16 protein-coding genes are annotated in these 25249 nt (G+C 70.7%); 11 read left to right on the top strand and 5 right to left on the bottom strand.

The genetic code is table 11. From position 1 onward, the window contains the following. The first annotated feature begins 272 nt into the window (after positions 1-272). Both ACF061_RS12120 and ACF061_RS12115 read left to right on the top strand, forming a co-directional pair. The gene (locus tag ACF061_RS12120) at positions 273-1409 is read left to right on the top strand and encodes a hypothetical protein (RefSeq protein ID WP_392266745.1); all 1137 of its coding nucleotides are present in this window, start codon (positions 273-275) and stop codon (positions 1407-1409) included. 310 nt (positions 1410-1719) lie between these two features. After that, positions 1720-2244 (top strand): hypothetical protein, encoded by a 525-nt coding sequence (locus ACF061_RS12115; RefSeq protein WP_392266744.1) that lies wholly within the window; start codon positions 1720-1722, stop codon positions 2242-2244. A 455-nt stretch (positions 2245-2699) separates the two neighbouring features. Here the strand turns inward: ACF061_RS12115 and ACF061_RS12110 are convergent, their stop codons facing one another. Next, positions 2700-5012 carry a discoidin domain-containing protein gene (locus tag ACF061_RS12110; RefSeq protein ID WP_392266743.1) on the bottom strand — a complete coding sequence of 771 codons (2313 nt, stop codon included), beginning with the start codon at positions 5010-5012 and terminating at the stop codon, positions 2700-2702. Between the two features lie 794 nt (positions 5013-5806). On the opposite strand from ACF061_RS12110, the gene ACF061_RS12105 reads away from it, so the two are divergent. The 8 genes from ACF061_RS12105 (at position 5807) to ACF061_RS12070 (ending at position 18644) form a co-directional block, all read left to right on the top strand. Beyond that, positions 5807-7222 (top strand): ABC transporter substrate-binding protein, encoded by a 1416-nt coding sequence (locus ACF061_RS12105; RefSeq protein ID WP_392266742.1) that lies wholly within the window; start codon positions 5807-5809, stop codon positions 7220-7222. 91 nt (positions 7223-7313) lie between these two features. Beyond that, entirely contained in the window at positions 7314-8273 is a 960-nt protein-coding gene (locus ACF061_RS12100; RefSeq protein WP_392266741.1) for a carbohydrate ABC transporter permease, read from the top strand. 16 nt (positions 8274-8289) lie between these two features. Then, a complete protein-coding gene (locus ACF061_RS12095) occupies positions 8290-9165 on the top strand; it encodes a carbohydrate ABC transporter permease (RefSeq protein ID WP_392266740.1) in 876 nt (291 codons plus the stop codon). Positions 9166-9275: 110 nt separating this feature from the next. Continuing rightward, positions 9276-10880, top strand: coding sequence for a glycoside hydrolase family 13 protein (locus ACF061_RS12090; RefSeq protein ID WP_392266739.1), 1605 nt, complete (start codon positions 9276-9278; stop codon positions 10878-10880). Between the two features lie 382 nt (positions 10881-11262). Continuing rightward, positions 11263-12273: a LacI family DNA-binding transcriptional regulator gene (locus ACF061_RS12085; RefSeq protein WP_392266738.1), complete on the top strand. Its 1011-nt coding sequence runs from the start codon at positions 11263-11265 to the stop codon at positions 12271-12273. Between the two features lie 705 nt (positions 12274-12978). Further along, positions 12979-17262, top strand: a complete 4284-nt coding sequence (locus ACF061_RS12080; protein WP_392266737.1) for a discoidin domain-containing protein — start codon at positions 12979-12981, stop codon at positions 17260-17262. 365 nt (positions 17263-17627) lie between these two features. After that, entirely contained in the window at positions 17628-18326 is a 699-nt protein-coding gene (locus ACF061_RS12075) for a class I SAM-dependent methyltransferase (RefSeq protein WP_392266736.1), read from the top strand. A gap of 36 nt (positions 18327-18362) precedes the next feature. Next, positions 18363-18644: a hypothetical protein gene (locus tag ACF061_RS12070; RefSeq protein WP_392266735.1), complete on the top strand. Its 282-nt coding sequence runs from the start codon at positions 18363-18365 to the stop codon at positions 18642-18644. A 119-nt stretch (positions 18645-18763) separates the two neighbouring features. Here the strand turns inward: ACF061_RS12070 and ACF061_RS12065 are convergent, their stop codons facing one another. From ACF061_RS12065 to ACF061_RS12050, 4 genes are all read right to left on the bottom strand, one after another. Continuing rightward, a complete protein-coding gene (locus ACF061_RS12065; protein WP_392266734.1) occupies positions 18764-19405 on the bottom strand; it encodes a class I SAM-dependent methyltransferase in 642 nt (213 codons plus the stop codon). Between the two features lie 385 nt (positions 19406-19790). Next, positions 19791-20588: a methyltransferase domain-containing protein gene (locus tag ACF061_RS12060; protein ID WP_392266733.1), complete on the bottom strand. Its 798-nt coding sequence runs from the start codon at positions 20586-20588 to the stop codon at positions 19791-19793. Then, positions 20585-22483 carry a prenyltransferase/squalene oxidase repeat-containing protein gene (locus tag ACF061_RS12055; RefSeq protein ID WP_392266732.1) on the bottom strand — a complete coding sequence of 633 codons (1899 nt, stop codon included), beginning with the start codon at positions 22481-22483 and terminating at the stop codon, positions 20585-20587. The genes ACF061_RS12060 and ACF061_RS12055 overlap by 4 nt, the downstream gene beginning before the upstream one ends. Before the next feature lie 264 nt (positions 22484-22747). Beyond that, a complete protein-coding gene (locus ACF061_RS12050; RefSeq protein ID WP_392266731.1) occupies positions 22748-24010 on the bottom strand; it encodes a cytochrome P450 in 1263 nt (420 codons plus the stop codon). A 293-nt stretch (positions 24011-24303) separates the two neighbouring features. Here ACF061_RS12050 and ACF061_RS12045 point away from each other — a divergent pair, with 293 nt between their 5' ends. Continuing rightward, a complete protein-coding gene (locus ACF061_RS12045; RefSeq protein WP_392266730.1) occupies positions 24304-25239 on the top strand; it encodes a prenyltransferase in 936 nt (311 codons plus the stop codon). Positions 25240-25249 lie beyond the last annotated feature (10 nt).

Raw genomic sequence — 25249 nt, 5'->3', positions numbered from 1 at the left:
CGCAGAACCCGGTCAGGGCCAGCGCGAGGCCGAGGTAGAGCCCGGTCTCCGTCCGCCGGGACTCAAGCCCGTGATGACGGGGCCGCAGGTGGCCGGCGTCGACAACCGGTTCTGCCGCCGCCTACCGAGGCCGGTGCCCCTTGGCGCCGCCGGCTCGGACGTCGTGAGGCCCGCGCCGTGGTGGCCGCGCACGGGCTGAGGAGCCGCCGCGGGATGCCGGGACCAGGTCGAGAACGCCGCCCGGCGGCCCGGCCGTACAACCAATCGCGGGGTTGGTCGGTCTTCTCGGTGACCGACACCTTGGTCGCGCCTCAGAGGAGACCGTCATTTCCGCCATACGCAACACCCTGGCCGCCACCGCCGTCGCCACCGCGGTCCTCGCCGGGACCGCCGCCTGCGGCACCGTGGAGAACCTGACCGCGGGCCAGAAGCTCGACCGGGCCTTCGACAAGCTCGGCGAGCAGCACTCGCTCACCTTGGAACTGGGCCTGGACACCGACGCGGCGACCCTGAAGGCGCTGGACGCCGACGCGAAGCCCGAGGACAAGATGCCCGACGGGATCGCCGAGCTGTTCAGCGGCGCCCGGATCTCGGTCTCGGTGGAGTCGAAGAAGCCGCTCAAGGACTCCGACGACAAGGACTTCAGCGCCATGGCCCTGAAGTTCAGCGGCCCGAAGGAGGACCTGTTCGAGTACCGGCTGATCGGGGACGACGCCTACGTCCGCGCCGACGTGAACGCGTTCGCGAAGATCTCCGGCAGCCCGATGCCCGGCACCGACGAACTGCCCCCCGAGGCCGGAGCGTTCAAGAAGGTGCTCGCCGGTGAGTGGATCAAGGTCTCCGCCAAGGACCTGCGCAAGACCGGCGAGGAGATGGCCCAGCAGGAGGCCGCCGGGGGCGGGAAGCCCTCCGCGAGCCCCACGCTCGACGCCCAGGCGCAGAAGAAGCTCATGAACGACCTGCGCCAGGTCATCGTCAAGGAGGTCGAGTTCAAGACCGCCGGCGGCACGGACGGCACCGAGCACGTCAAGGCCACGGCTCCCTTCCGCACGCTGCTGACCGAACTGCTGGACGAGATCCGCCCGCTGGCCGGGCAACTGGCGCCGGGCGGCGGCGGACTGCCCACGGCCGACGACCTCAAGGACGCGCCGAACAAGAAGGTCACGGCCGACTTCGCGCTGAAGAACGGCGCCCTGAGCGACGTGTCCGTGGACCTCGCGCCGCTGGCGGAGGAGGCGAAGGGCAAGAAGCTCGCGCTGGTGCTGCGCACCGTGAAGGGCGCCAGGACCACGGCTCCGTCCGGAGCCACCGAGGTCCGGGTGGACCAGCTCATGGAGGGCTTCTTCGGCGGCCTCATGGGCGGCGGCACGCTCGGAGAGGGAACGCTGTCGGAGGACGACGAGAGCTGAGCCGTACGCCGGGACGATGACGGCCCGGCGGTGCGCCGCGCCGCAGCCGGATGTCGTCGGCCGGATCCACCGTGCCGGACGTGACTCCCCCACCGATGTCGGCCACGCCCAAGAGAGGCGTGGCCGGCATCAACTGCGAGCGCTACACCGCGAGAAGCACGAGGGCGCACGCCATGTAACGATCTTGTTCACGCCAGGCCACCGAAGCTCAACAGTCACTCAAATCTCTTAACACCCACACAATCCGGCCAACATAATGAAGGTGTTCCTGACAACCCTTTAGGTACGGGGGATCTACGTGAAGCGTGTCATGAGCGCTGCGCTCTCCACCGCTCTGCTGAGCGCCGGAGCCGTGGCGGTCTCGACCACTCCCGCCGCGGCCGGTGCCATGTGCGACACGTCGCCGATCTACTCGATCGGCGACAAGAAGACCGTCTGGCGTGCGACCAACGTGCACAGCGACTGGGCGAAGCCGGGCGTGACCATCAGTTACGCGAAGAACAAGACCGGCTCCTGGACGGCCACCGGCACCGCCACGGTCGGCGCCGAGGCGGGCGTCATCTTCGCCAAGGCGTCGACGTCGTTCAGCGTCTCCTTGGGCAAGACCTGGTCGAAGTCCGACACCTGGACGTACTCGGCCACGGTCAAGAAGAAGAAGGGCAAGAGCCGGGGCCGCCTGATGATGTACCACGAGGCCAGGGGCTTCAGCGTCACCAAGTACCGCTTCGAGCCGAAGGCCGGCGGCACCTGCAAGAAGGTGAAGCTCTGGAAGAAGTCCAACAACGTCGCCCCGGTCAAGAAGAACAGCAACCTGTGGGGCATCCAGTACGCGTGACCCCGCGTACCGCCCTGCTCGTCCTGTCACACCCCCTCCGGCCCAGTCGGAGGGGGTGTTCCCGCTGCTGTTCGGCTCCGGGGTCGAATCGAGTGGGCAGACCGTTCCATGGGTCGGCTCGTCTTCGCGCCACGGTGGTTCGCCTCGTCGCGCCGGAGGGTTTCACACCGTTCACACCTGCGGTGCGGTCGGCATCAAGTCCCACATCGTCGCCGTGCGGCCGCGTGGCCTTCGGACGACCCGGCCGGCTCGACGGCCGGGTTCGCGCGTTGTCGGAAACGCCGCGCGCCCGGCCCGTGGCCGTATCCGGGAACGGGCCATCCGACGGCATGGGCTTTCCCGAAGGCCGGCCCGTTTCCGTCACAGGATTTCGATGGCGTTGACCTTCGGCGGACCCGCACGCCACGTCGGCACAGTGCTCGGGGTGCTCGCTCCCCGCTTCCGGCGTGCCCGGGTCAGGAGGTGTAGGCCTCGAGTTCGGAGAGCTGGGCGGCGGGCCAGCCGGTGTTGCCGGTGAAGGTCAGCCGCAGATAGCGGGTGGTGGCAGGACCCAGTGTGAGGGTGACGGTGTTGCCCGTGGCCGGATCGAAGGTGTAGCCCGCTGCGGGCTTCAGCGTCGCCCAGCCGCTGTTGTCGGTGGAGCCGAGCACGGACAGCGTCTGGGTGCGTCTCGCCCAGGCGGTCGCGGGCGGGAGTTTCAGTACCAGCCGGCCCACCGTCCTGGCGGAGCCGAGGTCGACGGTCAGGGACTGCGGGAAGGCGTTGTTGGTGCTCTCCCAGTAGGTGCCGGCGTTGCCGTCCACCGCGTTGCCCGCCGTGTAGACGTCGGCGTGGCCGGTGTCGACGACGGGCCGGCCCTTGGCGAGGTTGTCGCCGGACGGGGTGGTGGGCGGGGTGGTCGGGGGAGTGGTGGGCGGGGTGGTGCCGCCGCCGGTCGGCACGCCGCCGTTGGTCCAGATCGGGGCCGGCCAGGTGCCGGTGCAGACCTGACCGGTGTTCCAGCCGGAGTTGCCGCCGCCGTCGGTGATCCTCAGGTCGCCGCCGACGCACGAGTGGACCGGGGTGGCGGCCTGGCCGAGGTGTTTGGCGGTGACGTTGACGAACGTCATGGTCGCCGCGGCCTGCGCCTGGATGGCGTAGGTGCCGGCTCCGTCGATGTTGACGTTCTTCATCGTGACGCCGGTGACGCCGCTCTCGATGGACTGGATGGCCTCGTAGGAGCTGTCGAGGACGTCGGTGTCACTGATCCGGATGTCGGCGTCGACCTTGCCCTGCAGACCGTCGAACCAGATGGCGCCGACGCCGAAGTTCCAGTTGTAGTCGCTGTTCCCCGTCCTGATCAGCGTGTTGCGGGCCGCGGTGATGGTGCCGGAGACGGCGGTGCCGGCGGCAGCGCTGACGCCCGGGTAGCGGTTGGCGATGTGCAGGCCGCCGCCGTTGGTGATGGTGTCCGCCATGACGTTGTCGGACAGATTGAAGTCCTTGCCGCCGTAGGTGACGATGTTGTTCGCCAGGATGGGCAGCACCACGGTGTTGTGGTCGAAGCTGTCGTTCACGTTCGGCTTGTCCTGCGGCCAGCTCGCCAGGCCGTCGTCACCGGTGTCGCGCACGAAGGTGTTGGTGACCGTCGAGTCGGTGACCCCGGTGTGGAAGTTCACTCCGTCCGCGGTGGTGTCCAGGATGCGGCTGTTCTTGATGGTGAAGTGGTCCATGGGACCGTCCATCCAGGCGCCGACCTTCACGTGCTGGATCCAGAGGTTGTCCACGGTCGAGTTGGACATCGCGCCGCCGAGGGCGTTGACCTGGTCGTTGTCGTTGCGCTCCCGGATGTCGCCGATGACGGCGAAGTCCTTGAGGCCCACGTTCCTGCTGGGGCCGCCGTTCGACACGTACTTGCCGTAGAAACCCGCCGCACGGCTGCGATCGACCGGGTCGCGGCCACCGAAGACGGTGTACCAGGGGCCCGCGCCCTGGACGGTCACGCCGTCGACGATCACATGGCCGTAGAGCGTGTAGTCGCCCTTGGGGACGTAGACGACCCTGCCCTGTACGTGGCCCGCGTCGACCGCCGCCTGCATCCTCGCGGTGGAGTCGGTGGCGCCGGTGGGGTCGGCTCCGTAGTCGGCGACGGCGTCGATGGCTCCGGCCGGCTTGGCGACCGGAGCGCCCACCTGCTCGAAGTCGGCCAGGTCGATGGTGAAGCTCGGCGACTGGGCGGTCGACGTCACCTGCACCCGGATCCTGGTGCCCGCCGGGTAGGTGGTCCCGAACATCGTCCGGGCCTCGTCGTAGAAGTGGTGCGGGTTGGAGTCACCGGGGTTGTTGTTGAACGGGTAACCCCCGTAGTACCAGCTGTACCTGGAGGTCACCGGCAGGGTCTTCACGGACTTGCCGTCGGCCCGCACGTCGAGCGAGGCGTCGCGGCCCCTGCCGTCGGCGGAGTCGGGCAGGCTGTAGCGCAGGGACATCGCGTTCGCGGGCGCGGTCAGCGTGAACTCCACGTACTGACCCACCGCGTTGAGCGTGACCGCCTGGCGTCCGGACGCCTCCGAGGGGAGGTGGCCGTAGAGCCGGTCGGGGCCGATCAGGGTGCCGTCGGTGTTGGCGTACTCGGCCTCCAGCTCCTTGAACGGGACGTTCGCGCCGCGACCGGAGATGCCGACGGGGGACGGGGCGGGGACGCCGCCCACCGCCTGGGCGGTGGGCGCGCTCGTCAGGGTGAGCGCTGTGAGCGCGGCGGCGGCGGCCACCGCGAGGGAGGTGATCACGGCGATGCCTCCTCTTCCCGTCCGGCGGTGGGGACGGGAAGGAGGCTCATGGCTGCGGGGCGTGTGCGACACGGGCACGCTTCCTTCGGGTTGGGGAGAGTCGGGGAGGAGAGGAGCACCCGGCCGGGCGGGGGAGACACTACGAGCGCCGCCGCAGTAAGTCCATAAGTGTGCGCAAAATATCGATGAGTGACCGCAACTAGTCTGCATTCATCTTCGTCGGTGTGGTGCGGCTCGGCCGTGCGCTCTGGTCGACGACGGCGGAGATGGACGTGATGGTGCGGCCGGCCGGCCGTGCCGTCACTCCGGCGTGGACCGTCGCGGGGCCTGGAGACGACCGTTCGCGCACTCCTCGCTTCGGGCCGCTCGCCGGTGCGCGGCCCCAAGCACGGCCAGGCGTCGCGGACTTCGCGAGGCGTTGCCGGGCTCCCGCTCGGTCAGGTGCGCCGGAATGCCGTGCGGACGCGAAGGGACGCCGTGGACGTCCGGCCGGCCGCGGGGCGGGGACGGAACGAGGCGTATGCGCCCCGTGGGCCGCCCACGCGCCGGAGTCGTCGCCGTCCTCGCTCCCGGTCCGGTGGGCCGGGCAGCGCGTCGGCGGTGGCGGATGCGTACCGAACGGCGTCCACGACAACACCGCCCAGCACTCAGCCGACTTCCCCCTGTCAGAGAATTACGAAACGAACGCGAGATATTGCGTTCATCTGGGCGGGGTGGTTGAGTGTGCCGAACCCCACAACGCATCCTCCGCCTGGTGGGGCGACTTCCACGTTCATGCCCGAAGGGGACCACCCATGAGAAGTGCCCGGTTCCGCCGTACTCGCCGCGCCAGCGCGGTCGCCCTCGTCTCCGCTCTCACGCTGAGCGCGCTCGCCGCGTGCGGCACGAGCAGCAGCGACAACGACGGCGGCGCTTCCCAGGGGAGCGGCTCGTCAGATCCGTCCGCACCGCTGGATCCCAAGACGAAGGTGACGATCACCATCGACTGCATGCCGCCCAAGACGAAGGCGGCCGAGCTGAAGGAGTGGAAGGAGGACGTCGCGGAGTTCAACAAGACCTATCCCAACGTGACCATCGACGGCCGCTCCACCCCGGGCCAGTGCCTGGAACCGCCGCGCTTCACGGCCATGCTGAAGGCGAAGTCGCAGCCGGACGTCTTCTACACCTACTTCACCGACCTGCCGCAGGTGCTCGACAACGACGGCGCGGAGGACATCACCGCGTACGTCAACGACAGGACGGTGCCGCTGCTGAAGGACATCGACCCCAACGTCCTGGGCTCCCTCAAGCAGGACGGCAAGCTGTACGGTCTGCCCACCAGCAACTACACGATGGGCCTGCTGATCAACCGCAAGCTCTTCCGGCAGGCCGGTCTCGACCCCGACACTCCCCCGCGCACCTGGCCGGAGGTCCGGTCCGCGGCGAAGAAGATCGCCGGCCTCGGCAACGGCATCGCCGGCTTCGGCGAGTACAGCGCCGGCAACCAGGGCGGCTGGCACTTCACCGCCCAGATGTACAGCGTCGGCGGCGAGATCGTCGACTCGAGCGGCGAGAAGGCGGCCTTCGACAACGCGTTGGGCAAGCAGGTCGCCGAGAACCTCCACGCCATGCGTTGGGAGGACGACAGCATGGGCAAGACTCAGCTGCTGAAGTGGGGCGACCTGCAGAAGCAGATCGCCACCGACAAGCTGGGCATGTTCCTCGCCGCCCCGGACGACATCGCGTACATGGCCCAGCAACTCGGCGCCAAGTACGAGAACTTCGGTATGGGGCCGATCCCCGGCGGCAAGAACACCCTGGCCGGCGGCAACAACTACATGATCAAGAAGGGCATTTCAGCTGACAAGATCAAGGCCGCGATCGCCTGGCTGAACTTCAAGGACCTCACCGTGGGCAAGGGCCAGTTCGACTGGGCGCGCACCAAGGCCGACGGCCTGCCGGTCGGTGTCCCCCAGCCCAACTTCTGGCTGAACGGGTCCAAGACCAAGGACAACGCCGCCCGGGCCGAGAACGCCACGATGCCGGTCGAGAACTTCAGGACCTTCATGGCCGACCCCGTCGCGGGCAAGGCCGAGCCGCCGAAGGCACAGGAGATCTACAAGGTCCTCGACAACGTGATGTCCGGCATCCTCACCGACAAGGACGCCGACGTCGACAAGCTCCTCGGCACCGCGGAGTCGCAGGTGAACCAGATCCTGGCCAACCAGTGACCGGACCGGGCGGGGCGGATAGCCAAGGGCCGCCCCGCCCGGCGGACTGTCCCCGGCAACAGACCCGGCAGACCAGTACCGAGGAGCGACGATGTCGGCCCCCAGCCTGACCCCGAGCAAGGCGGAACCCTCCCGCCCTCCCACGGCCCGCGGAGCATCCCGCGCGGCATCCGGCGGCTCCTTCGCCAAGAGCCTTCGGCGCAATCTGACGGCTCACGGATTCCTCATCGGCGCGGTCGTCTGTTTCGCCGTGTTCTCGTGGTATCCGATGGTCAGGGAGTTCTTCCTGGCCTTCCAGAAGACCGAGGGCGGCGAGGTCACCTGGGTCGGCCTGGACAACCTGACCACGGTGTTCAACGACCCGGCGTTCTGGCAGGCGTGGCGCAACACGCTCCTGTTCACCGTGCTCGCACTGGTCTTCGGGTTCGCCGTGCCGTTCGTCGTGGCGATCGTCATCAACGAGTTCCGCCACGGCAAGGGCTACCTGCGTCTCCTGGTCTACCTGCCCGTGATGCTGCCGCCGGTCGCCTCCGTCCTGCTCTTCAAGTACCTCTACGACCCCGGATACGGACTCCTCAACGAGCTGCTGGGCTTCCTCCATCTGCCCGAACAGCAATGGCTCCAGGACGCGGACCTCTCGATGTTCTCCGTCGTCCTCGCCTCCACCTGGATGAACATGGGCGGCGCCGCTCTCATCTACCTCGCCGCCCTCCAGGGCATCCCGGGCGAGTTGTACGAGGCGGCCGAACTCGACGGAGCCGGCCTGTTCCGGAAGATCTGGCACGTCACCGTCCCGCAGACGCGCCTCGTCCTCTCGCTGATGCTGCTCATGCAGATCATCTCGACGATGCAGGTCTTCGTCGAGCCGTTCCTGCTGACCGGCGGCGCCGGCCCCGAGGGCTCCACCACGACGGTCGTCTACCTCATCTACCAGTACGCCTTCAACTTCAACAACTACGGCGCCGCGGCGGCGCTCGGCCTGCTGCTGCTCGTACTGCTCGCCGGATTCTCGGCGGTGTACGTGAAGCTCAGCCGCGCCGAGGACGAGTAGGCCAGGAGGGACCATCATGTCCACGCGTACGCTCATCCCGCCGGCCCAGCTGGCCAGACCCCGCGGCAAGGCCCTCTACTGGACCGTGTTCACCCTCGTCGTCGGCGGTTTCACACTGGTCTTCCTCGGGCCGCTGTACTGGATGATCTCCGGCGGCTTCAAGGACGCGCAGGAGGTCATCCGGACACCGCCGACCCTGGTGCCCGCAACCTTCGCACCCGAGAACTACAGCCACGCCTGGGAGGTCATGGACCTCGCCAAGCTGCTCGGCAACACCCTCTACTACGCCTTCGGCGCCCTGGCCTTCCAACTCGTACTCGACGTGGCCGCCGCCTACTCGCTCTCCAAGCTCCGCCCGGTGTTCGGCAAGGCCGTCCTCGGCATGATGCTGGCCACCCTGATGATCCCCGCCACGGTGCTCGTCGTGCCGCAGTACCTGACGGTCCTCGACGTACCGGTCGTCGAGCGGAACCTGCTGAACACACCCTGGGCGATCTGGCTGCCCTCGGTGACCAACGCCTTCAACATCTTCCTGCTGAAGCGGTTCTTCGACTCCATCCCGAAGGAACTCCTGGACGCCGCCTCGATGGACGGCGCGAGCCCGGTGCGCACCCTGTGCTCCATCGTGCTGCCCATCTCCCGGCCGATCCTCGGCGTGGTGTCGATCTTCGCGATCGTCGGGGTCTGGAAGGACTTCCTGTGGCCGATGCTCACCCTGCCCGACCCGGCGAAGCAGACCCTCAACGTCGGGATCTACTCACTGTCCAACGGGGTGCCGGTCAACGTCCTGATCGCCGCGCTGACGATCGCCTCCCTGCCCACCCTGCTGATCTTCCTGATCTTCCAGCGCAACATCATGAGCGGCCTCACCGCGGGCAGCCTCAAGGGCTGACCGCCCCGCCGCCCGGCCTCCCACCTCCCGAAGCCTTCGCCGCCGGCCCGTCCGACGCCCCGCTGTACGCGCCGACGGCGAAGATCCACCCTGCCCGAAAGGACGCACCCGTGGCAGCCCCCGTACCGCACCGCACCGACGACTGGTGGCGCGACGCCGTCATCTACCAGGTGTACCCGCGCAGTTTCGCCGACGGCGACGGCGACGGCACCGGGGACCTCGCGGGCGTGCGCGCCCGACTGCCCTACCTCGCGGAACTCGGCGTCGACGCCGTCTGGTTCACCCCCTGGTACCTCTCACCACTGGTCGACGGCGGCTACGACGTGGCCGACTACCGCACCATCGACCCGGCCTTCGGCACTCTGGCCGAGGCCGAGAAGCTGATCGCCGAGGCCCGCGAACTCGGCATCCGCACCATCGTCGACATCGTCCCCAACCACGTCTCCGACCAGCACCCCTGGTTCCGGGCCGCCCTCGCCGCGGACCCGGGCAGCCCCGAGCGGGAGCTGTTCCACTTCCGGCCCGGACGCGGGGAGAACGGGGAACTGCCGCCCAACGACTGGCCGTCGCAGTTCTCCGGCACCACCTGGACCCGCGTCCCCGACGGCGAGTGGTACCTGCACCTGTTCACCCCCGAACAGCCCGACCTGAACTGGGACCACCCGGCGGTGCGGCAGGAGCACGAGGACGTCCTGCGTTTCTGGTTCGAACGCGGCGTCGCCGGCGTACGCATCGACTCCGCGGCCCTGCTGGTCAAGGACCCCGCGCTGCCCGACTTCGTGGAGGGAGCCGACCCGTCCCCCTTCATCGACCAGGACGGGATCCACGACGTCTACCGCTCCTGGCGAGCGGTCGCCGACGAGTACGGCGGTGTGTTCGTCGGAGAGGTCTGGCTGCCCGACGCCGAACGCTTCGCCCGCTATCTGCGGCCCGACGAACTGCACACGGCGTTCAACTTCAACTTCCTCACCTGTCCCTGGGACGCCGGCCGGCTGCGCCGCGCCATCGACGACACCCTCGCCGAGCACGCCCCGGTCGGCGCCCCCGCCACCTGGGTCCTGTGCAATCACGACGTCACCCGCACCGTGACCCGCTACGGCCGCGCCGACACCGCCTTCGACTTCGCCCGCAAGCGCTTCGGCACCCCGACCGACCTCGACGTGGGCACCCGGCGCGCCCGCGCGGCCGCCCTGCTCACCCTCGCCCTGCCCGGCTCCGTCTACCTCTACCAGGGCGAGGAACTCGGGCTGCCCGAGGCCGACATCCCACTGGACCGCATCCAGGACCCGATGCACTACCGCTCCGGCGGCACGGACCCCGGCCGCGACGGCTGCCGCGTCCCCCTGCCCTGGGAGGCCGACGCACCGTCATACGGGTTCGGTACGCGGTCCGAGCCCTGGCTGCCTCAGCCCGCCAACTGGTCCCGTTACGCCGTCGACCAGCAGCGCACCGATCCCGACTCGATGCTCGCCCTCTACCGCGAGGCCATCCTCCTGCGCCGCACCGAGCCGGGCTTCGGCGACGGCCCCCTGACCTGGCTTCCCACCGAGGACGACGTGCTGGCCTTCCGCCGGGCCCACGGCCTGGTCTGCGTCGTCAACCACTCCGACGCGCCCATCGCCCTGCCGCCGCACCAGCGGCTCCTCCTCGCCAGCGGCCCGCTGCCCGCGGACCGAACGCTGCCGAAGGACACCGCCGTGTGGCTGCGGGTCTGACCCGTCGGCCGACCCCCGCCCTGTTCCGCACCGAGCGACGCGGAACAGGGCGGCGCCCCCCCCCGCAATCCACGCAACGGTCTCCCGGCCCCCGTGCCCGCCGTCGCCCCGGTACGGGCGCCACCCTGCCGAGACGGGACCGGGCCCGAGGCCACCGAGCCGCGCACGCATCACGGGGGCAACGCCCCCGCCCCCGCCCCCGCCCCCGCCTGCGCCGGCGACCGGAGCAGGGAACAGGACGGACTTGCGTCCGCTTGCGCACGAGCGGCGAAGACCTCCCTCGCCAGGCCGGCCCGCACGGAGCAGTCACGGGCCTGACCTGACGGTGATGGACGGAAAGACAGACGCAACAGCTTGCGAGACTTGCGTTACTCTTGCAGGTATGACGCGACGACTGGCCCAGGTGGCGAAGAAGGTAGGGGTCAGCGAGGCCACGGTCAGCCGTGTCCTCAATGGCAAGCCCGGTGTCTCCGAAGCGACGCGGCAGTCCGTGCTCACCGCGCTGGACGTCCTCGGGTACGAACGCCCGACGCAATTGCGCGGGGAGCGCGCAAGACTCGTGGGCCTTGTGCTGCCGGAACTCCAGAACCCGATCTTCCCCGCGTTCGCGGAGGTCATCGGAAGCGCGCTCGCGCAGCAGGGGCTCACCCCCGTGCTCTGCACACAGACGAAGGGAGGCGTGGCCGAGGCCGAATACGTCGATCTGCTGCTCCAGCAGCAGGTCTCCGGGGTGGTCTTCGCCGGCGGCCTCTTCGCGCAGGCCGACGCGCCGCACGAGCACTACCACCTGCTGGCGGAGCGCAAGGTCCCGGTCGTCCTCGTCAACGCGTCGATCGAGGGCCTTGACTTCCCCTGCGTGGCGTGCGACGACGCGGTCGCCGTCGAGCAGGCGTGGCGCCACCTCGCCTCCCTCGGCCACGAACGGATCGGCTTGGTCATCGGGCCCGCCGACCACATGCCGTCGCGGCGCAAGCTGGACGCCGCGCGAGTGGCCGCGAAGGCCATGGGCATGACGCTGCCGGACGAGTTCGTGCAGCGGTCGATCTTCTCGCTGGAGGGCGGGCAGGCCGTGACCGCGCGGCTCCTGGAGCAAGGCGTCACCGGCATCGTCTGCGGCAGTGACCCGATCGCTCTCGGCGCCATCAGGGCCGCGCGCAGACGCGGGCTCTCCGTTCCCGGGGACGTGTCGGTCGTGGGCTTCGACGACTCCGCCTTCATGACGTGCACGGAGCCGCCCCTGTCGACCGTGCGCCAGCCCATCGAGGCGATGGGCCGCGCGGCGGTCGACCTGCTGTGCGCCCAGATCCACGGCTCGCATCCGCACCCCGGGGAGCTGCTCTTCGAGCCCGAACTCGTCGTCCGCGGATCGACCGCGCCGCCCCCGGCGCGCTGACCGTTTCCCCTGGATCCGGGCCCGGGATCGCCCGTTGCGCCAGCCTTCGCGGCACGTGATCCTCCGTCCTCGTGCCGGCCCGCCGGTGCTGGTGGTGCCACCGCCTTGAGCGATGGCACCACCAGCACCGGCGGGCTTTTCGTTGCGTGATCCCTGCCGGGTTCGGGACGGAGTCGCTCGCGAAAACGTCAAGGAGCGGAAACTCGACGCCCCAACGGTGCAAGCAGCTCACTCAGTGACTCAACAAGTGGGACCGCCGCTCTCATTTTTTGTCAGGGTCATGCGACGATCCCGAGTGCGCCGGGCGGACACCCTCACCTCCGACCGGTCTTCCGAGCGCTGATCGCACACCCTGCGCCGACTGCCCCGGCCCACCGCTCGGGGTGGCCGCGCCATGGGCCGTTCCGGCCGGAGCCCCCGCGGTCCGCTGCGCGCATCTGCCGAGGCCGGCTGCGTCGGAGTGACGGCGAGACCCCGTGGGCGGGGGCCACGGCGGCGCCGTGCCCGATGCGTCGATCCACGCCCCACAGGTCGGGCAACTTCGCGGGAAGCGCAACGTTCCTTGTGTGTGCTGTAGACGAGTTGACAAGTTTCTGGAACTCTCTGAGCCCGCGACGCAAGAAGCGGCGCGACCCCGCTTTTTTGTGGACGAACCCATGAGCCGCGTCGCGCGGTGGTTCACCCGAGACCAAGATCGAGGGGCTGATGAGAATCCATAGATGGCAGTCGCGGACCTTGAGTGCCGTGATAGTGAGCAGTCTTCTGGCCCTGGCCGGTCCGGTGGCGGCCGCACGGGCCACAGGAGGAGCGAACGTCGCGCTGGGGGACAAGGCCTCCGCCAGCAGCGCTCTGAGCGAGTACGCCGCCGCGAACATCACCGACGGCGACCAGGGCACCTACTGGGAGAGCTCCGGCGGCGGTCTTCCCCAGTGGGTGCAGGCCGACCTGGGCACCGCACAGAACGTGGACGAGGTGGTGCTGAGGCTGCCGGCGGGGTGGGAGAGCCGCAGCGAGACCCTCTCCGTGCAGGGGAGCGCCGATGGAACCAGCTTCAACACGCTCAAGTCCTCCGCCTCGTACACCTTCGGCCCGGGTTCGGGCAACACCGTCACGGTGGGCTTCCCGGCGGCCCGGACGCGCTTCGTGCGCATCGTCATCACCGGCAACACGGGGTGGAAGGCGGCGCAGCTGTCGGAGCTGGAAGTGCACACCGCCGGCCAGTCGACGGCCAACCTCGCCGCGGGCAGGACCCTCACCGCCAGCAGCACCACCCAGGTCTACACCGCCGCGAACGCCAACGACGGCAACCGGGCCTCGTACTGGGAGAGCGGTGGCGCCTTCCCGCAGTGGCTCCAGGCCGACCTCGGATCCTCCGTCCGCGTCGACCGCGTCGTCCTGCGGCTGCCGGCCGGCTGGGAGAAGCGCGCGCAGACGTTGAAGATCCAGGGCAGCACCAGCGGCAGCGACTTCACCGACCTGACCGCGTCGCAGGCCTACACCTTCGACCCCGACAGCGGGAACTCGGCCGTGGTGGCCTTCGACGCCACCACGACCCGCTACGTGCGCGTCCTGGTCACGGCGAACACCGTGCAGCTGGCCGCCCAGGTGTCCGAGCTGGAGATCTACGGCCCGGGCACCGGCGACACCCAGGCCCCCGGCGCCCCGGCCCGGCTGGCGTTCACCGAGCCCACCACCGGCCGGATCAAGCTGACCTGGGACGCGGCGAGCGACGACGTCGGTGTGGCGGGGTACGACATCTACGCCAACGGGTCACTGCTGAGCAGCGTCGCCGGTGACGTCACCACCTACACCGACACCCGGCCGACCGGCGAGACCGTCTCGTACTACGTGCGGGCGAGGGACGCGGCCGGCAACCAGTCGCCGAACAGCAACACCGTCACCCGCACCGGCGACAAGGGCGACACGCAGGCTCCGACCGCACCCTCGAACCTGGCGTACACCGAGCCGTCCGACGGGAAGATCAGACTGACCTGGACCGCCTCCTCGGACGACACCAAGGTCACCGGGTACGACATCTACGCCAACGGGTCACTGCTGAGCAGTGTGGCCGGTGACGTCACCACCTACACCGACACCCGCCCGTCGACCGCCACGGTGACCTACTACGCGCGGGCGAGGGACGCGGCCGGCAACCAGTCCGTGCCCAGCAACAGCGTGACCCGCAACGGCCGCGGAGGCAACGGCTCCGACCTCGCCGTCGGCAAGCCCGTCGTCGCCTCCTCCAACGTGGGCGCCTTCGTCGCGGCGAACGCCGACGACAACGATGTGACGACCTACTGGGAGGGCGCGGGCGGAAGCTACCCCAACACGCTCACCGTCAAGCTGGGCGCCAACGCCGACCTGGACCACCTCGTGGTGAGACTGAACCCGGACGCCGCCTGGTCGAAGCGCACGCAGACCATCGAGGTGCTGGGCCGGGAGCAGAGCGCCGGCGGCTTCAAGTCCCTGGTGGACGCGAAGAGCTACACGTTCGATCCGGCCGGCGGCAACACCGTCACCGTCCCGGTCTCCGCACGAGTGGCCGACGTACAGCTGAGGTTCACCGCCAACTCCGGCGCTCCGGCAGGCCAGGTGGCCGAGTTGCAGGTGGTCGGCGTTCCGGCGCCCAACCCCGACCTGGAGGTCACCGAGCTGACCGTGTCGCCGTCCGCCCCGGTGGAGTCGGACCGCGTCGACGTGGCCGCCACGGTACGCAACAGCGGCCCGGCCGCCGCTGCCGCCAGCACCCTGGCCGTGAACCTAGGCGGGTCCAAGGCCGCCACCGCGAAGGTGGGCGCGCTGGCGGCCGGTGAGCAGACCACCGTCACCGCCTCCCTCGGACAGCTCGACGCCGGCAGCTACCAGCTCGGCGCCGTGGCCGACGACGGTGACGCGGTGATCGAGCAGAACGAGTCCAACAACACCTACACCAGCCCCGACCCGCTCGTGGTCGAGCCGGTCGACACCTCCGACCTCGTCGTGTCCTCGGTGACCACGTCGCCGTCCAGCCCGACGGCCGGGCAGGACGTCACCTTCAAGGTGGCGCTGAGGAACCAGGGCAACCAGGCCGCCGCGGCGGGCGACCACGGGGTCACCCTCACGCTGACCGACTCCACGGGCGGCACGGTCAGGACCCTGACCGGCACCTACAAGGGGACGCTGGCCGCCGGGTCCTCCGCCGACGTGGCGCTCGGTCCCTGGACGGCGGCCAACGGCTCCTACACGGTGAAGACCGTCGTCGCCGCCGACGCCAACGAAGTGCCGGTCAAGCGCGAGAACAACACCGCCACCCGTCCGCTGTTCATCGGACGCGGCGCCCACATGCCGTACGACACGTACGAGGCGGAGGACGGCACACTGGGCGGCGGCGCCGGCGTGGTCGGCCCCAACCGCACCGTCGGTGACCTCGCGGGCGAGGCCTCCGGCCGCAGGGCCGTGAAACTGGACGCGACGGGGGAGTACGTCGAGTTCACCACCCGCGCCCCCACCAACACCCTGGTGACCCGCTTCTCCATCCCCGACGCGCCCGGCGGCGGGGGCGCCGACTCCACGATCGACGTCTACGTGGACGGCGTCTTCAAGAAGGCGCTGCCGCTGACGTCGAAGTACGCCTGGCTCTACGGGGCCGAAACCGCACCCGGCAACTCCCCGGGTGCGGGAGCCCCACGGCACATCTACGACGAGGCCCACCTCCTGCTGGGCGAGACCGTCCCGAAGGGAAGCAGGATCCGGCTGCAGAAGGACACCGCGAACACCTCGACCTACGCGATCGACTTCGTCGACCTCGAACAGGTCTCACCCGTCGCCGACCCCGACGCCTCGACGTACGCCGTCCCCGCCGGGTTCACCCAGCAGGACGTGCAGAACGCGCTCGACAAGGTCCGCATGGACACTTCGGGCAAGCTCGTCGGCGTCTACCTGCCGCCCGGCGACTACGAGACCTCGGGCAAGTTCCAGATCTACGGCAGGGCCGTGAACGTGGTCGGCGCGGGCCCCTGGTACACGACGTTCCACGCGCCCTCGACGCAGGAGAACACCGACGTCGGCTTCCGGGTCGACGCGACTGCCAAGGGATCGAGGTTCAAGGGTTTCTCCTACTTCGGCAACTACACCTCGCGCATCGACGGACCGGGCAAGGTGTTCGACTTCTCCAACGTGTCGGACATCGTCATCGACGACATCTGGGCCGAGCACATGGTCTGCCTGTACTGGGGTGCCAACACCGATCGCATCACCATCGAGAACTCCCGGATCCGCGACACCTTCGCCGACGGCGTCAACATGACCAACGGCTCCACGGACAACCTGGTGACGAACAACGACGCGCGCGCCACCGGCGACGACAGCTTCGCGCTGTTCTCGGCGATCGACGCGGGCGGCGCTGACGAGAAGAACAACGTCTACGAGAACCTGACCAGCACCCTGACCTGGCGGGCCGCGGGGGTGGCCGTGTACGGCGGCTACAACAACACCTTCCGTAACATCCGCATCGCGGACACACTGGTCTACTCCGGCATCACCATCTCCTCCCTGGACTTCGGCTACCCGATGAACGGCTTCGGGACCGACCCGACGACCTTCGACAACGTCACGATCGAGCGGGCCGGCGGGCACTTCTGGGGGGCGCAGACCTTCCCGGGCATCTGGCTCTTCTCCGCGTCCAAGGTGTTCCAGGGCATTCGGGTCAACCATGTGGACATCGTCGATCCCACCTACAGCGGGGTGATGTTCCAGACCAACTACTCGGGAGGGCAGCCGCAGTACCCCATCAGGGACACGATCCTCACCGACATCTCGATCTCAGGCGCCCGCAGGAGCGGGGACGCCTACGACGCCAAGTCCGGCTTCGGTCTGTGGGCCAACGAGAAGCCCGAGGAGGGCCAGGGCCCGGCCGTCGGCGAGGTGACGTTCAACGGGCTGAAGCTGAGCGGCAACGCCGTCGACATCCGGAACACCACCTCCACGTTCAAGATCAACGTCAACCCCTGACGGCCACGGCCACCGGGGCCACCGGTCGGACGTCGTGCCCGAGAGCCTTCCGCGTGCGGCTGTGACGGCCTCGCGCGTCGGATCGGTGGACGTGGAACACGTGCGGCCCGCCTCGTGATGCCGCGAGGCGGGCCGCACGCCGCACGGGCCGCTGTCGTACGCCGGCGCGACGCACCCGCGCCGCATCGACGGCGGGGCGGCTCGGAAGGGAGGCTCGGGCGGGATGCCGGTCTCCATGACGCACTGCCGCTTCGTGGTCACCGGACGCGGCCCGGAGGGCGACCGGCGACGGTCCGCACCGTGCGGACGAGCGACCGTACGCCGACTTGCCGGACCGGCAACGGAAGTGGCGTGAGCGGGAGACGATGGGCGACGGTGGGCCGGTGACCGAGAACACCGAAGCAGATTCGCCCGCGCCCGACGCTCCCCGGCCCGCCGACGGGTACCTGGGAGACCCAGCGGTGCGCGCCGAGTGGGACAACCGGTACGCCGAGCGACAACAGCTGTGGAGCGGCCGGCCCAACGGCGCGCTCGTGGCCGAGGTCGCCGGGCTGGCCCCCGGACGGGTGCTCGACGTCGGCTGTGGCGAGGGCGCGGACGCCATCTGGCTCGCGGCCGCCGGCTGGGACGTGACAGCGCTCGAGGTCTCGGGCGTGGCGCTGGAACGGGCGGTAGGGCACGCGCGGGACGCCGGGCTCACCGTTCGATGGGTGCACGCCGCACTGACCGAGGCGCCGCTCCCGCCGGCCTCCTTCGACCTGGTCTCCGCGCAGTACCCGGCCCTGCTGCGCACCCCCGACGCCGCGGCCGAACGAGCGCTGCTCGCGGCCGTCGCGCCCGGCGGGGTGCTGCTGCTCGTCCACCACGCGGGGATGGAGACCCGGCACGCGCACGACGACGGTTTCGACCCGGCCGACTACGTCTGGCCCTCGATGGTCGCCGCTCTGCTCGACGAGGACTGGGAAGTGGAGGTGGACGAGCAGCGGCCACGCGCGGTGCCCGACGGCGGCGCGGGCGCGCACCACACCGACGACGTGGTGCTGCGCGCGCGCCGGCTGCGCTGATCCCCCTCCGACACCGGACTGCGGCCGACGACCACCGTGAGGCCCCGGGAGACCGGCACAGCCGTCGGCGAGGAGTGGGACCACCTCGCCGACCCCGTCGACCTCCGCGACCACGACGTCGTCGACCTCCGCGCCCACGCCCGCGTCCGACAGCGGCCGGAGCAGAACCGCGCCCGCACCACCGCCGAACGCGCCGCCCTCCTGCCCTGCGGTGTCCGGAAACCGCCGATCGTCCACCACCCCCCGGCCGCGGACGACACGAGGCGCGCCGAGTCCTGCCCGACACCGGCTCGAACGCCGCCGGGGCAGGTACGTTGACGGGTGCGACTCCCGGATGCCGCTTCCCCCCGTGAGCGGCATCCGGGAGCACGCTCCAGCTTCACCCCGCGGACCACTTCGGAGATCTCCGCGATGCCGGAGGCGTCCCGGTACGCGGCTCACTTCTCCGAGCGCATCAGCAGATGCCCCCGTCGGAACCGTTCCTCCTCCAGGGGCTCACGCAGCATCCGGCCGATCTCGGTGAAGCCGGCCGCTCCTGCCAGGCCCGCCAGGTCGTCGATCGGCCATCGATAGGCTGTCGCCACCTTGTGGTCGAACGCCGTGGTCGGCTCGCCTTCCGACTCGAAGAAGGCGAGCAGAAGCGTTCCGCCGGGCGCGAGCACCCGACGGAACTCGTCGAAGTACGAGGGCACGTCCCGCGGTGGGACGTGGATGACCGAATACCAGGACACGATGCCGTGCAGCCGACCGTCGGCCAGGTCCAGGGCCTCCATGGGACCGACCTCGAACCGCAGGTCCGGGTACGCCTCACGGGCGAGGTCGATCATCACGGGCGACAAGTCGACGCCGAAGACGTCCAGCCCCAGATCCCGCAGGTGCGCGGTGACGGATCCAGGGCCGCACCCCAGTTCGGCGACGGGGCCGGAGCCGGCGGCCCGCACGGTCTCGGCGAACGCGGCGAGCACCGCGCGATCCAGTGGAAGCGCGTCGAGCGCGTCGCGGAAGAGTTCGGCGTAGAGGACGGCGACGGCATCGTAGGCATCAGCTGTCGCACGGTGGTACGAGGAGAGTCCAGTCACAAGCCAGGACCCTAGAGCTTCTCTCCCAGCCGACGGCCGACTATCGGACAGGCTCCCGCTCGCCGCTCGCCGCTCGCCGCTCGCCGCTCGCCGCTCGCCGCTCGCCGCTCGCCGCTCGCCGCTCGCCGCTCGCCGCGGCGGTTGCGCCACGCGTGTCGTACGCGACGGGGCAGAGACCGAAGTGACCCGGGCTTCGAACAGCCATCGCGCGTGGCCGGCTCGTCCCCACAGACGGAGCGCCGGCCGCCGTCCACGCGCCGCCGACGGACCCGATCCCGCTGCCCGCCCGTGTCACCGAGGAGCACGAGCGATCGGGACGCGAGCGGGACGGCACTGCCGTGGCCAGGGCCATCGAGGCCAGTGCGTGGGTGCTGCTCGCCGTCGGCTATCGCTGCTCCGGCACCCCCACGGCGTCCATGTGCGCGGCTGCCCGGGCGGCGCCCTCCAGCGGCTTCACCCCGGCCACCCCGTACAGGATCTTCGTGAACGTCCCACTGCGCATGCGCACGTCGTACCCGCGTCCCAGGGACCAGGAGACGAGGTCGCGGACGTGCGGCACGACGCCGAAGACGTCGACGGGCACGCCGTGGGCCGCGCACGCCTCGGCGAGCCGGTGCGGGGCGATGAAGAAGCGGTGATCGTGGGTGCCCTTGGGCGCGGCCCAGGTCAGCGGGAGGCCCTCGCCCAGGGTGATGACCGACAGCCGCGCCAGGAGGGTGTTCGAGATGGTGTCCATCACGAGGGTGCCGCCGGGCTTGAGCAGGCGGCAGCACTCGGCCACCACGTCGAAGGGGCGGGCGACGTGTTCCAGGCAGTATCCGGCCACCACGACGTCCGCGCACCCGTCGGGCAGCGGGATGTCGTGGATGTCATGGAGCAGGACCTCGTCGACACCGTGCCGCAGGGCCACCTCCGCGCTCTTGCTGGACACGTCCACGCCGATGTGGCGGTAGCCCTTGTCCCTGATGTGCGGGTGGAGCAGCCCTCCGCCGCAGGCCACGTCGAGGAGCACGGCGCCGGGACGGCCCGCCGGGGGAACGTGCTCGGCGCGGGCGCGCGCTCCCCAGTGCAGGATGGCGAGCGGGCCCCGGCGCTGCCACCACAAGGCCGACCAGGTGTCGTACTCCGCGGGCTCGGGCGCATCGGGAGCTCCGGTGGGAGTGCGCGTCTGGGAGGCGGTCACCGTCGTTCCTCCTGTTCCGCGGATACGGCCGTGGACGGCACGAGCCGGCTGCGGCCCGTGGGCCCGGCGGCGCCCGGCAGGTCGCCACCGGGCACGGAGTCCGCACGGCTCGCCGACTCGGCGTGGCGTGCGTGCAGGGCGATCGCCCAGAGCGCGTACGCGTCGGTGCGGACGTCCGGCGGCGGGTGCGCCCCGGCCGGTGCGGAGGCCGTACGCGCCGCCGGACGGGCCCAGCCGCCGTCCTCGCCCTGGTGGCGCAGCAGGAAGGCCACGGCCGCGTCGACGCGCGGGGCGTCGAGGAGGCCGGTGGTGTGCGCGGCGAGGACGCACCGGGCGGTCTGCGCCACCGTGCTCGGGCCGCTCGCCCGTCGGGCGGTGCCCGGGGCGGGCTCGGCCTCGTCGCCCCAGCCGCCGTCCTGGTTCTGCCGCTGGTACATCCACTCCATGGCCCCCTCCACGGCGAGGTGCCCGGCACCCACTCCCGCCGCGTCGAGCGCGAGCAGGACCTCGGTGGTGGCGTGGAGCCGTCCGCCGCGGCGGTCCTCCCAGAATCCCTCGATGTCCTGGTCGGCCAGCAGCAGCCGCAGGGCACGGCGTACGCAGGGGTGCCAGGCGTATCCCTCGGCGCACAGCGCCTCCATGACGTGGGCCGTCGCAACCGGCGAGGGAGGTTCGACGAGGCCCGGTCCGGTCAGGGCCCGCTGACCCGGCAGGGAGCGGTGGCGGACACCGTGGCGCGACCAGCCGCCGTTCGCGGACTGCCGCTCCAGGAGCCACCGGACACCTCGGGCGACGGCGGCGCCCGCCTCGCGGGACAGTGGTGCGCCGATCCGGTGCAGGGCGGTGAGGGACAGCGCGGTGCCTTCCACGTCCGGGGCGGGGGCGGGGGCACCCGGGCCGGCACTGATTCCGGTGAGGTCGCTCAGGTGGGGCAGCAGCCGGTCGACCGCGCGGTCCACCACGGGATCGCAGCCGGCCCGGTCACCCGCCGCGGCCAGGGCGCGCAGAGCGAGGGCGGTGTCCGCGGCGGTGGCGGGCAGGGCGGGCACGCGGCCTGTGCCGTCCCGGCCGGCGGGGTGCAGCGCGGCGCCGACGGCGGGGTGCCGGGTGCTGTGGCCCAGCGCCCACAGGGCCAGCACGCAGACCGCCGCGGCGGACGGGTCTTCGCTCCACGTCCCGTCGGCGCCCAGCCCGTTGAGCAGCACGTGCTCCGCCTCGCGCAGCGCCTTGCGGCGCAGCGGGCCGGGGGAGCGTCTGCCCAGGACGTGCGCGGCACGCAGCACGGCGGTGGTCGCGGCCGCGCGGAGGGCGGGACGCGTGCTCCTCGGGACGTGCAACGGAGCGGTGTCGATGGGGAGTTCCCGTACGGGACGCACGGAGCCGAGCACGCCGACGGCGGCGGCGACCGCGCGGGCCGCGGGGCCGGGGCGGGTGACGGCGCCGGAGGCCCGGGGCAGCAGGAGCAGTTCCGGGAAGAGGGGCACGGTCGCGTCCCAGGCGACGGCTCCGGTGAACGCCAGCCAGAAGCGCGCGGGTTCCGCGCCGGCGGCGTCGACACCGCCGTGCCGCCGGGCGAACCGCGCGGCCCGGTCGAGGCGTTCGCGGTCCTCGGCGTGGCCGGTCAGTTGCAGTGCGACGTGGGAGAGCACGGTGCAGGACAGGTCGGACGGCCCGTCCGCGCGGAGGGCGAAACCTCCGTCGTCGTTCTGCCCCAGGACGATCCGGGCGCGCTGCTCGGAGCTCCGGCCCGGGTCGACGGCGTCGAGCAGGTGGTGCAGGAGGACATCGACAGCCGTGCACCAGATGCCGTCCGCCGTGGCGTCCGCCGTCCAGCCGCCCTCCTTGTCCTGCTGGTCGGCGAGTGCGGCGCGGGCGGCGGCGAGGGCCGTGTGCACGCTCGCTCCGGCCCCGTCCCGTTCCGTGCGCTTCCCCGTCACCGGACACCGCCGTTCTTCGTCTTCCGGGGGAGCCCGGGCGCACGGCGGGTCCACGTTTCGTCGGAGTGGGGAGCGACGACCCGCGGGGCCGCCGGGGGGTGTGCGGGACGTGCGTCGGCGGGCTGGTTCGCGGTGTCCTCGGTGGCGGAGTCCACAGGCGGGCGGCCTTCCTGTCGTCGGGACGGCGGTGGTCTCACGGGGTGCTGTGCCGGGAGCGGAGGCTCACCAGATGACGGGCAGCCGCTCCGGTCCGCGGAAGAGCAGTTCGGTCTTCCATTCCACGGTCTTTGGAGCGCAGGCGAGCCGGATGCCGGGCAGCCGTGCCGACAACCGGCCGAGCGCGACCTGGAGTTCCATGCGGGCGAGGGGCGCGCCGGCGCAGTGGTGCGGGCCGTGGCCGAAGGCCAGGTGGCGGGGAGCGGGGCGGGTGAGGTCGAGGCGGTCCGGTTCGGCGAACGCGTCGGGGTCGCGGTTGGCCGCGTTGGTCGAGGTGAGCACGGGCGAGCCGGCGGGTACGGTGCCGCCGCCGAGCTCGACGTCGGCCGTGGCGTAGCGCGGGTAGGCGGCCGAGACGGTCAGCGGGGTGAATCTGAGCAGTTCCTCGACGGCGTTGGGAAGCAGCGAGGGCCGCTCCTTGAGCAGCGCCAGCTGGTCGGGGTGGGTGAACAGGACGTAGGCGAAGTCGGCGATCTCGTTGGCGGTGGTCTCGTATCCGGCGATGAGCAGCACCATGCAGAGGAAGACCAGTTCGTCCTCGGACAGCCGGTCGCCCTCGTCGCGGGCCGTGACCAGCTCGCCGATGAGGTCGTCGGTCGGCTCGACGCGCCTGCGCTGGACCAACTCGGCCATGTAGGCGAGGAGTTCGGACATGCTGTCGGTCCGGGCCTGTCCGCCGTCGCCGCCGACGAGCCGGTTGACCTCCGTGATCCAGTGGTGGAACCGGTGGCGGTCCTCGTAGGGGACGCCGAGGAGGTCGCAGATGACGCCGATGGGCAGTGGCACGGCGAAGTCCCGGACGAGGTCGGCGGGCGGCCCGGCGGCGATCATCGCGTCGAGGAGCGTGTCGGCCAGCCGTTCGGTCGCCGGGCGCAGCCGCTCGGCGCGCTGGGCGGTGAACGAGGCCGCGATGAGGCGGCGGATGCGGGTGTGGCCGGGCGGATCCATGTCCATCAGGCCGAGCGGCACCAGGTCGGGGGTGACCCGCGGCTGGTCGAGGCCCTCCGGCACGGAGCGGCGGAAGCGCGGGTCGGCGAACACCGACTTGACGTCCTCGTAGCGGGTGACGAGAAGGCTCGGGTCGCCGTAGGGCATGCGCACCGGGCACACGGGTTCGTTCTTCCGGACATGCTCGTAGAGGGGGTGCATGGCGAGCGCGTCGCACGGTGCGAACGGATAGGGCCTTTCCTGCCCCGCGTGCTTCGGTGCGGGTTTCTCCCGGCCGGTCGTCCTCCCCGCACGGGCCGCGTCGTGCCTTTCTCCGCTCATGCCCCAACCCCCATTGTCCGCAGGCGCGTTTCTCGTGTCCGTGGGCCCACTTCTCGGTTTCACCGGGACGATCGCGGCGGACATTAGCAGCCTGGTGCGAGGCGTCCAAAGGGACACGGATGTCCCCACCGGACACGGATGTCTCTGGACGTGGACACGACACACCACTTGAATCGGCACGGTCGTCCGGAAGTCGGCAGGGTCGCCGCCGTCACCGCTTTCGCCGCGCTCGCCGACATGTCGTGACGGATGCGTTTCCCATGGCCGTCCGCCGTAAAGGGAGAGAATCTGGCATGCCGGAATTCCGGTCGGAACAGTCCGCGTTCCCGTCCGCGCCCGTCGCGTCGGTGCCGGCGCGCCGGCCCGCACCGGTGCGGGCCTGGATATCGGCGATGGGCCTGCAGATGACCGTGGTGGTGTTGCTGCAGGTGGCGTTCGCGCTCGCGGTGGCCCGCCAGGTCGGCACGCTCTCGACGGGCCGGGCGCTGCTGACTCTGGCCCTGTTCGTGCCGGAGTCCATCGCCCGGCGCCTGCTCAACGACTACGACGACTACAAACGCGGCGTGGACGTCCCGGAGACGGCCCGCAAGGGCGGCGCACTGGCGCTGGGACTGTCCATGGAGCGGGTACGGGCGGTCGGTCTGGTGTGCTTCACGGCGGGGATCGCGGCACTGGGCTGGCTGCTCTGGACGGCGAATCCGTGGTCGCTGCTGGTCCTTCCGCTCTCCTTCGGGATGCTGGTGTATTCCGGCGGCCCCGTTCCGCTCGGGCACCGCGGGCTCGGCGAGGTCATGGATTTCGTCATCAACGGTTTCTATGTGGTGGCGGTCGTCGTCTGGGTCAATGTGCGCGCACTGCCCTTCGAGGCCGTGATGGCGGCCACGGCGGCCGGATTCCTCTTCACCGCGACGATGTTCCACAACGATCTGCGGGACAGCGCGGAGGACCTGCGAGCGGGAAAGCGGACCCTCGCCCACGCGCTCTCGCCGCGCGCCTCCAAGGTGTGGTACGCGCTGTTCGTGCTGACGCCCTATCCGTGCGTCGCCCTGATCGCGTACACGTTTGACTCGCTGCGTTTCGCGGCGCCCCTGCTCACCCTTCCCCACGCGCTCTGGCTGGTGGCCGGGGTGACGCGGTCGCGACTGGGGGGCACGATGCCGTCGTGGATGCACCTGCCACGACTCCTGGCCTCGTTCTTCGCCCTCCTCGCGCTCGCCGCGTGGATCTGACGTCCCGCCA

This window comes from Streptomyces sp. NPDC015220, from assembly GCF_043079345.1.
Classification (GTDB): domain Bacteria; phylum Actinomycetota; class Actinomycetes; order Streptomycetales; family Streptomycetaceae; genus Streptomyces.
The sequence above is the reverse complement of the archived record's forward strand: the minus strand, read 5'-3'. Positions and strand labels throughout refer to the sequence as shown.

Bases quoted from the DNA above. Each gene is read 5' to 3' on its own strand.
- ACF061_RS12115 (WP_392266744.1), top strand. From the start codon at position 1,720: ATGAGCGCTGCGCTCTCCACCGCTCTGCTGAGCGCCGGAGCCGTGGCG.
- ACF061_RS12095 (WP_392266740.1), top strand. From the start codon at position 8,290: ATGTCCACGCGTACGCTCATCCCGCCGGCCCAGCTGGCCAGACCCCGC.
- ACF061_RS12045 (WP_392266730.1), top strand. From the start codon at position 24,304: ATGCCGGAATTCCGGTCGGAACAGTCCGCGTTCCCGTCCGCGCCCGTC.
- ACF061_RS12050 (WP_392266731.1), bottom strand. From the start codon at position 24,010: ATGAGCGGAGAAAGGCACGACGCGGCCCGTGCGGGGAGGACGACCGGC.
- ACF061_RS12105 (WP_392266742.1), top strand. From the start codon at position 5,807: ATGAGAAGTGCCCGGTTCCGCCGTACTCGCCGCGCCAGCGCGGTCGCC.
- ACF061_RS12100 (WP_392266741.1), top strand. From the start codon at position 7,314: ATGTCGGCCCCCAGCCTGACCCCGAGCAAGGCGGAACCCTCCCGCCCT.
- ACF061_RS12085 (WP_392266738.1), top strand. From the start codon at position 11,263: ATGACGCGACGACTGGCCCAGGTGGCGAAGAAGGTAGGGGTCAGCGAG.
- ACF061_RS12080 (WP_392266737.1), top strand. From the start codon at position 12,979: ATGAGAATCCATAGATGGCAGTCGCGGACCTTGAGTGCCGTGATAGTG.
- ACF061_RS12075 (WP_392266736.1), top strand. From the start codon at position 17,628: ATGGGCGACGGTGGGCCGGTGACCGAGAACACCGAAGCAGATTCGCCC.